This window comes from Hyunsoonleella rubra, from assembly GCF_042684665.1.
GTDB classification, from domain to species: domain Bacteria; phylum Bacteroidota; class Bacteroidia; order Flavobacteriales; family Flavobacteriaceae; genus Jejuia; species Jejuia rubra.
Genome location: NZ_JBHULY010000005.1, coordinates 436,908 through 451,849 on the forward strand (window position 1 = coordinate 436,908; position 14,942 = coordinate 451,849).

At 37.4% G+C, this 14,942-nt stretch carries 15 protein-coding genes; 2 read left to right on the forward strand and 13 right to left on the reverse strand.

The annotated features are described in order from the left end of the window. Positions 1–12: 12 nt before the first annotated feature. The 3 genes from ACFSR8_RS02800 to ACFSR8_RS02810 are packed head-to-tail and all read right to left on the reverse strand — an operon-like array spanning position 13 to position 3,120. Positions 13–1,191 (reverse strand): efflux RND transporter periplasmic adaptor subunit, encoded by a 1,179-nt coding sequence (locus ACFSR8_RS02800; RefSeq protein WP_380288807.1) that lies wholly within the window; start codon positions 1,189–1,191, stop codon positions 13–15. 8 nt (positions 1,192–1,199) lie between these two features. Next, positions 1,200–2,513: a TolC family protein gene (locus ACFSR8_RS02805; RefSeq protein WP_380288809.1), complete on the reverse strand. Its 1,314-nt coding sequence runs from the start codon at positions 2,511–2,513 to the stop codon at positions 1,200–1,202. Between the two features lies 1 nt (position 2,514). Further along, the gene (locus tag ACFSR8_RS02810) at positions 2,515–3,120 is read right to left on the reverse strand and encodes a TetR/AcrR family transcriptional regulator (protein ID WP_380288811.1); all 606 of its coding nucleotides are present in this window, start codon (positions 3,118–3,120) and stop codon (positions 2,515–2,517) included. 178 nt (positions 3,121–3,298) lie between these two features. On the opposite strand from ACFSR8_RS02810, the gene ACFSR8_RS02815 reads away from it, so the two are divergent. Next, positions 3,299–4,273, forward strand: coding sequence for a polyprenyl synthetase family protein (locus ACFSR8_RS02815; protein ID WP_380288813.1), 975 nt, complete (start codon positions 3,299–3,301; stop codon positions 4,271–4,273). After that, on the forward strand, positions 4,274–4,624 hold the full coding sequence (locus ACFSR8_RS02820; RefSeq protein WP_380288815.1) for a hypothetical protein: 351 nt from the start codon (positions 4,274–4,276) through the stop codon (positions 4,622–4,624). A gap of 27 nt (positions 4,625–4,651) precedes the next feature. Here ACFSR8_RS02820 and ric read toward each other — a convergent pair whose 3' ends face one another. The 10 genes from ric to nosZ form a co-directional block, all read right to left on the reverse strand. Next, positions 4,652–5,368 (reverse strand): iron-sulfur cluster repair di-iron protein, encoded by a 717-nt coding sequence (ric, locus tag ACFSR8_RS02825; protein ID WP_380288817.1) that lies wholly within the window; start codon positions 5,366–5,368, stop codon positions 4,652–4,654. A gap of 117 nt (positions 5,369–5,485) precedes the next feature. Then, the gene (locus tag ACFSR8_RS02830; RefSeq protein ID WP_380288819.1) at positions 5,486–7,480 is read right to left on the reverse strand and encodes a TonB-dependent receptor domain-containing protein; all 1,995 of its coding nucleotides are present in this window, start codon (positions 7,478–7,480) and stop codon (positions 5,486–5,488) included. Positions 7,481–7,595: 115 nt separating this feature from the next. Then, positions 7,596–8,441 carry a hypothetical protein gene (locus tag ACFSR8_RS02835; RefSeq protein WP_380288821.1) on the reverse strand — a complete coding sequence of 282 codons (846 nt, stop codon included), beginning with the start codon at positions 8,439–8,441 and terminating at the stop codon, positions 7,596–7,598. A gap of 101 nt (positions 8,442–8,542) precedes the next feature. Next, positions 8,543–8,830, reverse strand: a complete 288-nt coding sequence (locus tag ACFSR8_RS02840; protein ID WP_380288823.1) for a hypothetical protein — start codon at positions 8,828–8,830, stop codon at positions 8,543–8,545. Between the two features lie 264 nt (positions 8,831–9,094). Then, on the reverse strand, positions 9,095–9,877 hold the full coding sequence (locus ACFSR8_RS02845; protein WP_380288825.1) for an ABC transporter permease: 783 nt from the start codon (positions 9,875–9,877) through the stop codon (positions 9,095–9,097). After that, positions 9,870–10,577: an ABC transporter ATP-binding protein gene (locus tag ACFSR8_RS02850; protein WP_380288827.1), complete on the reverse strand. Its 708-nt coding sequence runs from the start codon at positions 10,575–10,577 to the stop codon at positions 9,870–9,872. Before ACFSR8_RS02850 ends, ACFSR8_RS02845 begins: the two co-directional genes overlap by 8 nt. Next, entirely contained in the window at positions 10,571–11,806 is a 1,236-nt protein-coding gene (locus ACFSR8_RS02855; RefSeq protein WP_380288828.1) for a nitrous oxide reductase family maturation protein NosD, read from the reverse strand. The genes ACFSR8_RS02850 and ACFSR8_RS02855 overlap by 7 nt, the downstream gene beginning before the upstream one ends. A 4-nt stretch (positions 11,807–11,810) precedes the next feature. Then, on the reverse strand, positions 11,811–12,248 hold the full coding sequence (locus tag ACFSR8_RS02860) for a nitrous oxide reductase accessory protein NosL (RefSeq protein WP_380288830.1): 438 nt from the start codon (positions 12,246–12,248) through the stop codon (positions 11,811–11,813). Positions 12,249–12,284: 36 nt separating this feature from the next. Beyond that, positions 12,285–12,875 carry a hypothetical protein gene (locus tag ACFSR8_RS02865; protein WP_380288832.1) on the reverse strand — a complete coding sequence of 197 codons (591 nt, stop codon included), beginning with the start codon at positions 12,873–12,875 and terminating at the stop codon, positions 12,285–12,287. A 102-nt stretch (positions 12,876–12,977) separates the two neighbouring features. Next, entirely contained in the window at positions 12,978–14,942 is a 1,965-nt protein-coding gene (gene nosZ / locus ACFSR8_RS02870) for a Sec-dependent nitrous-oxide reductase (RefSeq protein WP_380288834.1), read from the reverse strand.

Genomic DNA, 14,942 nt, shown 5'->3' on the forward strand with positions numbered 1-14,942 from the left:
TTGGTCTATGGATTAGTTAGCAGTTTCCAGTTCCAAAATTTTCACATCTTGTCCATCCTTCACACTTCTGGCACCCTCCATAATAATTTCGTCTCCGTTGGTAATACCCGAAAGTACCTCGATATCATCTCCCTGAGTTTTTCCAGTTGTAATAATGGTACGTTTTGCTTTGGCCATTTTGTCCTGTTTATCAGAAATTGTGTAAACGTATTGGTCGCCTTCGGCATTTTCAGAAATGATACTCTGTGGAATCAAAATCGCTTCTTCATTGGTGTAATCATTAATCTTTAGTTTTGCCGTAAGGTTTGGTTTAATGGAGGCATCGTTCTTCGGAAGCGCCACTTCAACCTTAAACGTTCTATTGTCGGGATTTATAAAGTTTCCAGCTTGGCGTACCTTGGCGTCGATAACTTTGCCTAAAACGGGGAAGTTTACTTTAACCAATTTCCCAGGAACAATATTTGCAACATAACGTTCTGGCACGTCAGTTTCAATGTACATGTCATCCAAGTTCACAATTCTAAACAGTTGAGATTGCCCAGGAGCCACCACGCTACCTTGGTCTGTAATTACATCATCAATTGTCCCCGAAAAAGGTGCGCGAACCAAGGTTTTGCCTACCTGTTGTCGAATCTGGTTTACCATTTCTTCCTGTGCCTCATAATTAGACTTGGCTTGTAAATATTGAATCTCGCTACCAATTTTTTGGTCCCATAAGCGCTTTTGCCGTTCAAATGTAGTTTTAGCCAAATCTGCTTGAATTTTGGCCTGAGCCAGTTGCTGGCTTAAACCACCATCATCAATTTTTGCTAACGTTTGCCCTTTGCTTACCTTTTGTCCCTCTTTTACATAAACCTTAGAAAGTACTCCGGCATATTCCGCCATTATGACCACATTTTGTTTTGTGCTTACGTTTCCTTGAAGTTCCACAAAGTGATTGAACTCTGTTTCCCTGGCATCAAATGTTGTGATTAGCGGTATTTTTTCCAACGGATCTAGAGTTTTGATTTCCTTTTCCAAGAGCTTTAATTGGGTTGCAATCTCTAATGCCGAAGCATCTAATTCAGCTTTCTTTTGTCGAATTTGTTCTAAATCCTTTGAAGCTATAATGTCTTCAACCGATTTGTTTTTGTCACCACCACAAGAAGTCAGTAAAATGGCGGCCAATAATGTAAAAACTGTATATTTCATGGTGGTCATTATTTTAGATTTAATAGATTTTTAAGATTCGCTTTTTTATTGATGACGTCAATAATGGATTGCAAATATTCCTGCTGGCTACTATATAGCTGGGTCTGAGCTTGTCTTAAATCAAAACTACTGGCAATACCTTCTTTAAATTTTATGATATTTTTTCTTTCGATTTTTTCGGCAAGCGCCAAATTCTTCTGCTTATTGTCGTAGGTGTCAATGGCTAATTGATATTCGTTTTTGGCATTTTTAAATTCAAGGGTCAACTGATTTTCCATAATAATCAGGTCATTTTTTGCCACATCCCACTCAACTTTTGCCCTTTGTCTCCTTGATTTTTTTCCAAAAGAGCTGAAAATGGGAAACTTGATACTAACACCAGTGGCCGTAGAGAAAAACCATTCCTGTTCAGGTTTAAAATAATTGCCAAATGATTCAGAAATACCCAGGTAATTTGAATTCAAAAACGCATTTACCTTTGGAAGTTGCTCTGACTTTTCCAGTTTATATACCAATCGTTTACTTTCGGCATCATTAGCGGCTATTTTGTAGTCAATATTGTTGCTTATTGGATGTGTATCGCTAATCAAATTCAAAGAAATATTTTCCACAACAAGGGATTCCAAAGTATCCGTTAATTCGATAGTTTCACTTTGGTCAATGCCGAGCAATATTTTTAAGTACCCTTTTGAAATACCATAAAGTGTCTCTAAACTTCTTTGGTTATTTTGTAAGCTGGAGAGTGTTAATTGCAATTGCTCAACGTCTTCTTCTTCAGTTAGTCCGTTTTCAAATATCTTTTTGGTTTCTTCTAGGTTGTCCGATAAAACCTTGATATTGTTTTTGGTGATTTCTATACTTTCCTTAGTCAATAAAGCATTGTTATATGCGCTTACCACGTTTGCCTCTATGGTGTTTACCGTTTTGTCCTTGGCGTTTTGGGAAATTTCCAAGAACACCTTATTGGATTGCAATCCGACTAGGTAACCACCATCAAAGATTAATTGATTTAGGGTAACACTTGGCGTCAATTGATGTTTTGGAAAAAAGAACGAAAACGGGTCGCCTGCTACAGGTTCAATTGGTCTTACCACATTGAAGGTGTAATCAACACTACCATTAATTTGGGGCAAACCAAGAGCCTTGGTTTCCCAAACCTGATGTTCAGCGGCCAAAATACTCAGGTCTGCATTCTTAATGTTCCTGTTGTTTTCCAATGCATAAGCAATGGCCTCATCCAGTGAAAAACTTCGTGGATTTTCTTGTGCGTTAGAAATGAACAAGAATAATAAACCAAAGCATAGAATCAGTTTGTGCTTCATTTTATGATTGATTAGAATTGATGTAATTGTTTAAAAAGGCCAGGCCTTTTGGAGTGCAAATGCCACGTAAATGATATTCTAGATAATTGCTCATCAGCATGGGGATGGAAAATTTATCCCGTGGGAATAAATCATCATCTTTTATGACGACCATTGCGTTGAAGTAGATTCTCGAGATGAAATCTAAATGAAGGTCTTTTCTATACAAACCGAGTGCAACCCCTTTATTTAAGTTATCTATTACGCAATCTTGCATGACACAAAATTGCCTGTCCTTTAAGTTTTTGAAAATGGTAGGGTAATACTTTTGAAGTTGGTACAAAGGCGAAGATTTTTCATCTTTTAAGTGTTGCATTACAAATTGCTTGATGCTGTAAACCTCTTCTATCGGGTTTTTTTCCATCTCACAAATGCCGTCAATACCCGCCGAAATTACCTCAAATAAAGCCATGGTTGTGGCTTCTACCAATTTGGTTTTGTTATCAAAATGCTGGTAAATGGTTTTTTTGGACATGCCCAAACTAGTGGCAATATCGTCCATAGTAACGCTTTTAAACCCGTAGTTCAAAAACAGTTCTGTAGCACCATGAAGTATCTTGTCTCTCATAATCGGGAGCAAAAGTACATCAGGAAACTTTAAAAACCCAAAAAGTTTCCATAGTTTTAATAATTATTTAACATTCGGTTCAATTCAATGACGTTTTACTTTGGAGTCGCGAGGACATTCTTTTTGAACTTTTTTAAATTGACTTCACTTATAAATTGAATTCCATTATTTTTGTGTGATGCTTTCCATAGAAAAATACCAACAGGAATTTATAGCTTTTTTAAAGGCATATTCCACCGAAAAAGAGCCCAAAAACTTGTACGAGCCCATCAGTTATATTTTGAGATTGGGGGGCAAACGCTTAAGGCCGGTACTTACTTTGATGACTGCTGATGTTTTTGATGGTAATTATAAAGAAGCTCTAAATACCGCTTTGAGTGTTGAGGTGTTTCATAATTTTTCCTTGGTACACGATGATATTATGGACGATGCCCCATTGCGAAGAGGTCAGCAAACAGTGCATGAAAAGTGGGACGTGAATACGGGTATTCTTTCTGGAGATGCTATGTTAATTATGGCCTATCAGTTATTTGAATACTACGAGCCAGAAACATTTCAGGCCTTGGCCAAGTTGTTTAGTAAAACAGCTCTAGAAGTGTGCGAGGGACAACAGTACGATGTGGATTTTGAAACCCGAAACGACGTTACCATTCCTGAGTATTTAAAAATGATTGAATACAAAACGGCTGTTTTGGTTGGAGCAGCGATGAAAATGGGGGCTATTGTTGCCGATGCGTCTGTTGAAGATCAAAACAGTATTTACGAGTTTGGGAAAAACCTAGGCATTGCATTTCAATTACAGGATGATTATTTGGATGCGTTTGGCGACCCAAAGACGTTCGGAAAACAGGTTGGTGGCGATATCATCGAAAACAAAAAAACCTATTTGTATTTAAAAGCTTTAGAATTCTCTTCAGATGAAGATAAAATAAAACTAACGGATTTGTTTTCGACAGCACCGAAAGATTCAGAAACGAAAGTTGATGTTGCTAAGAAGATTTTTGTGGATTCAGGTGCTTCCGACGCTACAAAACAGGCCATTGCAGACTATACGTCTTTGGCATTTTCAGGATTGGAATCCCTCAATATCTCTGAAGAGAAAAAAGCACTTTTAAAAGCTTTTGGAACGAACCTGATGAACCGAACTGTATAAATGCAATTGCCCGAAACCTTTGATAGCCTAATTGAAAAGGCTACCCATTTGGATTTATACCAAAAGCTTGTCCGTCAAATCAATAAGGATTTTTTACTGGCCAATATCGATTTGGAATTTCATGAAGATGTTTTACCCTCAAGTTTGAAATTAATGCTTCACGAAACGGTTTATCAACTGATACAGGAAAAATTTACGGAATACCTTAATTTACTCTATATCATTGATGTTTCTGAAAAAGCGGTTAGAGCTTTGGATGGGGATGACACTGTAAAACTTGCTGAGGATGTGGCCTTTTTAATTCTAAAACGTGAATGGCAAAAAGTATGGTTCAGAAACAAATATTCTTAAACCATACCTTTTAACCTAACATAATTTTTATTGAAACGAGTGCTCCAATTGAATAGCCTTTGGATGTAAAATATTATTCTCCAAGTGTATGTGTTGGTGCAGGTCCTGTTCAAATTCTTCCAGTTTTGCGTATAAAGCTCTAAACGTATTGCAAGCGCCTTCAGGTGGCGTATAGTTATTTGTAAGTTGCGCGATAGTTTTAAAAATATCACCCGCGGATTCGTGTTCATGCTCCATAACACTAATAGGATTATTTACAGAACCAAATGGTGGTTGGAGGTATCCTTTTTCCTCTTTTTTAAACTGAAGTAATTGTTTGATGTATGGAAATAATATCGTCTCTTCTTTTTTAAGGTGATCATTCAATTCGTTGGCGACCTCAATAAAAAGTTTATTGATTTCAACTACTTCGGTATAATGATGCCCATGCACTTGCGCTACCCTATTTGAATATTGAAGAATAAGAGGAATCGATTCTTGCACGTATGTGTGGTGAATATTTACAATATGGTCGATTAAAAAATCGAGCTTCCAAGAATTATAATCATAAGCTTTTGGCACTTTATCTACATCTAATAATTCAGATTTAATCGTATTGTAGTCCAATTGTTTTTTCTCGCAAGCTTTTTCAATAGTAATGCCTCCGCCACAGCAAAAATCTATACCGTGTTTTTTAAAAACATGTGCTGTTTTTATATTTTCGGCAACTACTTCGGCTACTGTTTTGTTCTCTATGGTATTCATAATTATAAGTTTTAAACAATAAAAGATATTTTTATCTTTTATTTGAGTGTTTCAAAAGTATTCATTCAGAAAACTTCAAAGTATGATTTTTGTTAGGTTCTTAATCCATAGTTAATCCTAGAATAGGATGCAAGAGGCATTCACATAGAAATTTCTGCCTTGTCGAGGAATATTGTTCCAATCTGCGTAGGTAGAGTAGTGGGTGTCAAAAATATTTTCAATACCATATTTAACCACTAATTTATTGCTATTCAAGTAAAATATATTACCCAAGTTAAGGTTTAAAATACCGTAGGCAGGAGTTTCGTCTTCACCATAAAATCCGCTGTAATCACTTTGGTTGCCATTGCCTTCAAGTTGTAATGCGACATTAAATTTTGGGGTACTATAATTTATTTCGGCTAAATAAGAAAATGGTTTTATCAAAGGTAAGTTTTCACCATTACTGCCCTTTCCATGGCTGTATCCTAAAGAGCTATTAAAAGAAATTTTCTTTGAGAAGTCATAGTTTGCATTTAAATTCAAATTGAATATTGAAGCATTGTCCAAACCTTTGTAAAGCCTTACGCCGTTAGCGCCAATGGTCATGGAACTGGCCGAGGGATCTATCTCTCCTATGATGTAATCTGATATATAAAAAAACGATGAAGCTACTTCTAATTCTAAATTTTTGAGATGAAATTTAGTCTTAGCATTTATCTCTATGCTCTTTTCTTTTTTAAGATTTGGGTTTCCAATGTAATCATAGTTATCAAAACTGTTGAACAAAAAGAAACCATAGCCCTCGCTAACTGATGGGGCGCGTTCACCATAGCCAATACCAAAAGACGTATTGTTGATTTTATTGTTTAAATGATATGCTGATGCTAAACTCATTAAAAAACGGTTTTGTTTATCATCGATATTGGGATGGAATATTTGAAGGCTTTGCACCCCAACTTTTTTGGCTATTCTATTACTATGGTAGCCTAATCTTAAGGAAGTTGAGAGTATTTTGTTGTTGCTAATATGCCAATCGTCTTTGGCAAATAAACCGGTGTAGAGGGTTCTGATATCCGGCCAGGTGTACATAAACATATCGGGTTCATTAGGGTTGTTTGAAAACATCGTCATTTCTGCTAACGAACGATTATAAAACCCATTGAGGTTCAACGTTAAATGATGTACATCTTTTACCCCTTCTGCTTTACTATAAAACCCAAAAGTATCGCTCCATCCAGGCATATCCATACGGATGGGTACATCGGGACGTTTACTGTCATCCATTATATGCGTAATGGTGTTAAAGTATAATTTGGTTTCAATTGATTCTAGGCCTTTGTCTTTAGGTTGATAGTGGTGCGTTAATGAGGTGATTAAAGCTTCAGCCAAGGATACATCCATGGGTAACGCAGGATAGCCAACATCCGTAGCCCTGTCATAAATAATATTGGCATCCACACTGTGGGTTTCAGAAAGTTTATATCCTGACTGCAACGATATGTTATACTTTTGAAATTGCGAAAACAGCACTTCTTCATTGCCACTGGCGTCATAGTTTTCGGATTTCCTGAAAATGCCATCAGCATTTATAAAAAAATCAGTACTAGCATATTCCAAATCTAATCCAGTAGCCAAGAAATTACCATTGGTTTCATATCCCAAATCAGCACTGGTCTTTAAACCAGAATTATTGAATTTTGAAGTAGGTAGTTGCAAATCGATGCCTCCCCCAATACAATGGCCATTTTCAGTTCCTTCCTGACCAGATCCAATGGTTACTTTTTCTAAGTTTGACACATCAACATAAGAGGTTATAGGGTCCATTTTATCAGTACAGGCGCCAAAAATTTGCATGCCATCTATGGTCACTACCAATCGGTCGCTAACCATATTATTTACAGCCGGCTCCCAAGCATAGTTGCCACGTTTTATCATGGTAACTTTATCTGATTTTTCAAGATAATCGTCAATACTTGATAAGGTTTTTTCTTGTCTGTAGTTGCTTAACTTTTGCCTTGTAACAATAACAACCTCCTCGAGTTTTGTTGTATCCTTTTTTGTTTCCCTTTCTTGAGAAATACCAATGGTTGAGGCCAGCAAACAAAAAAGTAAAGTGATTAGCCGTTTCATAGCTAATGTTTTTTATATGCGTTAAAAAGATATCTGCAAATTGGAATTGTCGAGGGAAATAATTCTCTCGACAACTCCATAATTTTACAGTTTAGTTCGCGCTCGGACTCTGAGATTAAAACTCTAGCTCCAAATAAAGGCTACTTGCCTCATTTTTTTCAGTAACATCTTCACCTTTTAAAACATCGTCGTTGGCGTTCATCAGTTTAAGGTTGAGTTTCCAATAGCCCGTCATAGTTAAAGATAAATCACCGTAGTAGAAATTATCGGTACTATTGAATGTTAAATCTGTATTGTTTGGGGAACTGTGATTTCCCATTCCCGGCATTCGCGGATCTAGCGTGATGGTGTAACCTTCAACAACAGGAAAGGTCATCATATTTTGCATTTTAAATAAGCCAACCTTCATCTCATTAATTGCAATACTTGGGTCTTTGGGTTCTATTAAAGCCAAAATATAGCGTGTATCGTCAGAGGCCATAAAACTGGCTATGTTCTGATTTTTATATTGCATCACCTCAATGGTTTTGGTGACGCTATAGTCCACATTATCAATCCTGTAATCCAGGGTTAAAGACCAGCCTGAACCATCCATATTTGTCATTTGATATATTATAAAACCTTCGAAAACTGTGTTTTTTCCGTCAGCTTTTTTGATAGCAGATTTTGGGCATGAGTGTTGCATGGATGGCATTTGCATCATGGGCATCCATGATAAAGAAGCATCTTCAACGTAAGTGTCGGTGGTGTTGTCCTTTATTCTGATGCTTATGGCATTGTAGCCCGTTTCAAACATGCCTTTTTTATTAAACAGTTCAATGGTTTGGTCGCCGTTGACTATTGTTTGAATCAGGGACAGATCCTCTACTTCATTTACCTGTGTTGGGTCGTTAGTGTCGTCTGTTGAACATGAAAACACAAGTGCAAATAGCACGAGTGGTAAAAAATATTTAAGTTTCATTTGATTGTAATTTAAGTTGTTTTAAAACATAATATTCCAAGTGAAGGCAAAACGCTTCACATTTAAAGGGAATTTTGCGCATGTAGCGCGCCGATAAAAAACTAGCTTAAATTAGGAGGAGGTGTATCAATATCGTAAAACGGGTGAACGGGAACTTGCTGACGGAAATCTACTTGATTTTCCCAAGTATCATCTAGTGCAATGTGTTCTTGTTGATTTTGGGGCAAACTCACCACGACAAACACGTCTAAACTCCTGCGCTCTGGATTTTGCAGTGGATTGTCCGAACTTTTATCTGCATTGTTTTCCTTGAGTTCTTTATGCAGTTGACACTTGCCATTACATCCTTTTTGCTCTTCTTTTTGAATACATAAGGTCTTAGCTATCATATCTTGATTGATAACAAAATCAGTAACAATAATAACAGTATTAATGTTATTGGCTAACAATGCTATGGTTAGTATGAGAGCTGTGGTTTTATGTAACAGTTGTATGATCACCTCGCAAATTTCGGACTAATTAATCTTAAATAAACTGACTTTTGTTAGCGAAATAGGGAGTTTTAAAGATTCCATGTTGAGAGGCAAGATTTTATGGCTATGTCATTTTCTAAACTGGCAGAACAATACGTATGAGATAATGCCCGAACATCATTAAAAGTCTTTTTTTCTGGACTTAAATACGATGCGAATTGTGGGCAATACGACCCAAAGAAAAAGCATAAAAAATGAGATGATGAGACCAAACCTGGTGCCAAAGAATTTTTTAAAAATGGCTCCTGTATAACCCAGCAATGCAGAAATATCTAGCTTGAGGAGGATCAAGGTTCTTGATAGATCAATTGGATTCAACATGGTGCCCACCAATGAAAATTTATCCAAGGGATATTCCTCAAACAGAATTAAAGACATTAAAAATATACCGTCATAGATAACCGCCAAAAACAGCCAAAGCAGGATAGCAAAACCAAACCCCTTGATTTTATTTTCGTTGGAAAGGGCTATGTTGAATGCCAAAGCGGTAAAGATAAATGTCAAAAAGCATCCAGTAATTAACAACAATGAAAAATCCCAAATCGCTGCACTTTCAAAAAGGCCGTACAGCATAAAGGGAATGCCCAAGCCCAAAATCAAACTCATGGATAATGAGATGGCCACACCCAGATACTGACCTAAAAATATAGAGGAACGCTTTAAAGGTTGTGCCAGCAAAAGTTCGGTAAATTCCCTGGAATTGTAATAATACATAACGCCAAAAATTGTCCCGATTAATGGCACCAAAACGATAATGACGTTCATTAAGGTGATAACCGCTTTTGAAAGGTCGTTGTTTAAAAAGAGTAGCACTAAACCGAGCAATAAATAAAATGCCAAATAAATGTAGCTCCAACGGCTACGCATTAAATCATAAAAGCTATATTTTAATATTTTAAACATGTTTTTCTGATAAAATGTTGGCCATTGCGCGCTCAAAATCCTGTTGATTTGTTTTTTGCTTTAGGGCGTTGATTGTGCCTCTAAAATGAATTTTACCTTCTAATAAAAACACAATCTCATTGGCAACTTCCTCTACAAAACTCATGATGTGGGATGTGATTAAAATCGTTTTTCCTTTTCCTTTTTCATGTTGAATCAGTTCTTTTAAATGGATCAACGAGATAGGGTCGAGTCCTGTAGTTGGCTCATCTAAAATAATCAAAGGGCTGTCATACATAAAGGTTAAAACGATATTTACTTTCTGTTTGGTGCCACCCGATAGAGTTCCTAGTTTTTTGTCTAAAAAAGGTCCTAAATTAAATAGCTTTATGAGATTCTTGTGAAGTTCAGTTCGTCCTCTTAAATCCTTTATCATTTTGATGAGTTCCTTAACTCTAAGGTTGTTCGGAAAGTTTGCGATTTGAGGAAGGTAATCGATTTGATGCCTGTATTCAGAATCATTTTTAATGTTTTTGCCAAGTACCGAAATGGTTCCTTTTTTTGGAATCACCATGCCCAAGATCGATTTAATCAACGTGGTTTTTCCTGATCCGTTTGGTCCCAATATGGCAAAAATACCACCACTGTTGATGTCCAAGTCTATGCCGGCTAGCACTGTATTCTTTTGATATGCCTTATGTAGATTTTGAATACTTACCATGTTGCCTTTTTAATTAGAGGGTACTGATCCAGTAAATTGTCTGGAGTGAAAACAGGTGAGACTTTTTCAGAAAAATCAATTAAATCGATGAACAGACTTCTTAGCAAAATAATGGTTTCTGGAGTTTTATTGACAATATAGGAAAACAATTTTACCGGCCGATATGGTACATCGCCAATGCCATCTTTATCCAAATCATATCCCGTATAATTACTCCAATAATTCCTGTCAAAACTGTTGTCGTTCACTTTGCTATTGTATGAAATATCGAAGGAATTATACAAAAAATTGTTGCCCATAAATGCATTGCCGTAGCAGGCACCGCGCACTTTGACTGCCCAACCGTTGTTTTTAAAATCATTGTTGGTATAGTTAATTCTGTTGGAACCTTCAATGTTAATGCCGATGGTGTTTTCCTCAAAAGTATTGCCTTTTATTTCGGCATCGTTTATTTCTTTTAGGAGCATGCCATAAGACGCCGTGCCCCAGTTTTTTCGAAAAATATTGTCAAACATTTTTATTTGTTTTGAAAACATAACGGCTACACCGGCACCATTGTTTTCAAAAATATTGTTTTGGTATGTGTCATTATTCGAAAACATAAAATGAAGGCCATATCGCAAATTTTCGGCACTCACATTGTTTTTTATTAAGCAGTGATTGGCAAATTCCAAATAAATACCATCGCGCACATGCTCCACATAATTATGTTCAATTTCAATATGATTGCTGTACCACAATTGTATGCCATTTCCTGAATTATGCTCTTCAACGGCATCACCAATCACCTTGTTGTGGTAGATTTTACCATGGTTTGATTTTTCAATGTAAATGCCAAAAAACAGTTTTTCCAAAACTAAATTTTGAAGCGTGAAATTTTTACTTTTCCTTATACGAATGGCGGCATAATCCTCGGTATAACTGGTACCAACATTTATGATAAATAGTCCGTCGATTGTAACATCATCTGAAACTACCGTTATAATTTCGCCTTTAGATTCTCCATCAACTATGGGGTAGTTTTCGCCGATCAGGGTTAGGGGTTTATCCACAATAATATCATGCTCTTTGTAATGGCCTTTTTTAATTTGGACAGTATCATAATCCTTTGCCACCAGAATAGCCTCCTTGATTGAAGCGATAGGGCAGGTGTTGCACACTTCAATCTGTTGGGCATAACCAGTAACGGTCATTGTGATGACCCATATGAAAGCAAGGATGTTTTTCATGAAACTAACCTTTTAATTTTACCAACAATTGGTCCCAGGTATACAATCGGCCTCCTTTTTTTGCTAAGGTTTTTTCGGCTTCATCTTTTGTTTTGAATGCAGATAAATAAGCACCCATGGGGCTTGGGATGTTTTCGCTGATCAAAAATGTGGCTTTAGTAGCGTCGATCAGCGCTTCAGGTGTATTATAGTCATTGGACAGATACAGCTTTATTTGAGTGGTATCAAATTCTTTCATAAAACTGACCATGCATTCGGTGGCGTCAAATTTGTACACCTTTCCTTTTTGGGTCACAATTTCTGCGGCGTGTACCTTGTCGACTATCGTCATTTTGCAAAAATGACAACCGTCATTGCCGTAATCTATAGGCTGTGGGCTTGAGTTGCAATTTAAGACCAACAGTAGTAGTCCAAATATGCAAAAGTGGATTAAACGTTTCATTTTTAGTGTTTTTTAGTGTTTTCAAAATATAGAGGGTTATGTTTTCTTATGTCTTTTTTTTCCAATTAAATAGGCAAAGAAAGAAGAGGCTATGCCAAGGCCTAAAAACAATGCTCCCAACCTAGGATAAGAGTGTGCGGTAAAATTCAAGATGTCTTTACTCCCAAATAATGGAGGTTGAAAGCCCATAATTGAGCCATCTGGGTTTGTAAATTTCATGATGGCTTTCGGGTCTAAATCATGGCCGTAATCGTGTTCCCATAAATAAAAATCATACAGTCCTGCGCCACTCAGTAAAATCATTAAAATGAACCAATATAAAAACCATTTGTAGTTGCCTTTGAAAGCGATGATGAGTCCGATAATGGTGGTGATAATAACCCCAATTGGGAAAATTTTAAACTCTGGAATGGCCTCCGGGATGTATTTCATGCCCACGTAGTGATTCATCAAATTGATGTTCTTGATGTCGTGTGGATGCACATCCGAAAAATCATTAATATGAATATTCATGGCCAAAGGAATGGGATACTGTGGGGCTTCCAATGTAATGCGCCATAGTGGGAATAGAAATAGTCCCAAAGGTAGGATGGCTGCGATAAGCATGATGATATTAGACCGTTTCATTGTTGAAGTTTATTTTGATTCTTAAAAAAAGAAGGCGAGAGCAAAGAGTTTCACTCTCGCCTAAAATGGGAAATAAACACTAAAACAAAAATCTCCCAGAATTTACTCTATGTCTTCCCCTAGGGACCATTTTAAAGGCGTGTTGGAATTGGCGGAGGATACGCGAACATAGCCTTGCATTTCCTGATGTAGCGCCGAACAGAAATCTGTACAATAAAATGGCCAAACGCCAACTTGTTTTGGCTCCCATAAAAACGTTTCGGTTTGCCCTGGCATAATCAATAATTCTGAAGTATTGGCTCCAATCATACTTACACCATGGGGTACATCATAGTCTTGTTCCAAATTTGTAACATGGAAATAGACTTTGTCTCCAACTTTAATGCCTTCAATATTGTCGGGAGAAAAATGGCTGCGAATCATTGTCATGTAGACATGAACCGTGTTGCCATCGCGCACCACTTTTGTGTCGGCTTCATTTAGAGTAGCATACGGATGCTTATTTTCTTCTAATTTGAACAGTTTTTTTGAACGGGGTTTTATTAAATCCGCTGGACATCCTGCGGCATAATGGGGTTCGCCAACTGTTGGGAAATCCAACAAGAGTTCCATTTTGTCGCCCGAGATATCATATAGTTGAGCGGATTGGGTAACCTCTGGACCGGTAGGTAAATAGCGGTCTTTGGTAATTTTGTTCATGGCTACCACATATTTCCCGAATGGCTTTTGTGAGTTACCACCTGGTATCATCAAGTGCCCGACGGAATAGTAACATGGTTGTCTATCCACAACTTCCCAAGTACCCAGCTTCCATTTTACAACTTCAGAAGAAATAAAGAATGTGGTATAGGCATTTCCCTTGCCGTCAAATTCAGTATGTAGTGGACCTAATCCTGGTTGCTCTACCACACCAGCCAATGAGGCATCAAAATCTATAATTGGAATACCGTAGGCATCACCAGCAAAGGATTTGTTTTTAATCGCATCCAACATTTTGGTGAATGAATGCACTGTTAAATTTGCAGACAGTTTACCGCTTCCTACAATGTATTCACCGCTTGGGTCAACGTCACATCCGTGAGGCGATTTTGGTGTTGGCATCAAAAATACAGCTCCTGGAACGTCCAAAGGATTTACGGTAAGCACTTCTTTTTTTATGGTTGAAGTGGCCATGTGTGTACTTTCATCATATACGTTATGTGCATAATTGGATGGCATCATTTTACCACCGCCGTTATTCACGTATTCCTCGATTTTTTTCCAGTTTACGGCCGCAATAAAATCTTTGTCATTTTGTGAGGCATTTACCTCCATAAGCGTACTGGCTTCTTCAGTGTTATAGGTAGAAAAGAAGAACCATCCATGAGATTTACCACGTCCTGGATGTGATAAATCATAATCAAAACCGGGCATGATCAACTGGAATTTAATGTCCATGTGTCCGTGCTCTGGCTCTACGGAAATAAATGTTAAAGCACCTTTAAAGTTGCCTTTATAGTCCTTAATAGGCATATCCTTTTGAGGAATCGGTACAGAGAAACGGGTTCCTGCTACCACATATTCTGTGTTTTCAGTAACGAAAGAAGAACTGTGGTTACCTGCACTGTTAGGTACTTCTATAATTTCGGTCGTTTCAAAAGTGGATAGATCGATTTTTGCAATACGGGGGGTGTTGTTTCCGTTAATAAATACCCAACGCCCATCGATAACACCATTGGTTTGTGAAATATCGGGGTGATGTGAATCGTCCCAAGGTACAAACCCGTGGGAAGTATTCAGCATGGGCTTGGTTTCTTCATTATAGCCCCATGCTTTTTCGGCATCTTGTGAAAATACTGGAATTACTTTAAACAGCCTTCCTGAAGGTAATCCGTACACAGATAATTGTCCGCTGAATCCCCCGGAAATAAAGGCGTAAAACTCGTCATGCTCCCCTGGGGCAACGTAAACTTTTTCAGCTACATTGCCAGCAAGTGCACCTGATTTTTTTTTGGAAGTGGTGTTGCAACTGGTTACCGCAACCAGCAAACAAAGTATGGCAACAACTGATTTTAATATGGTTTTCAT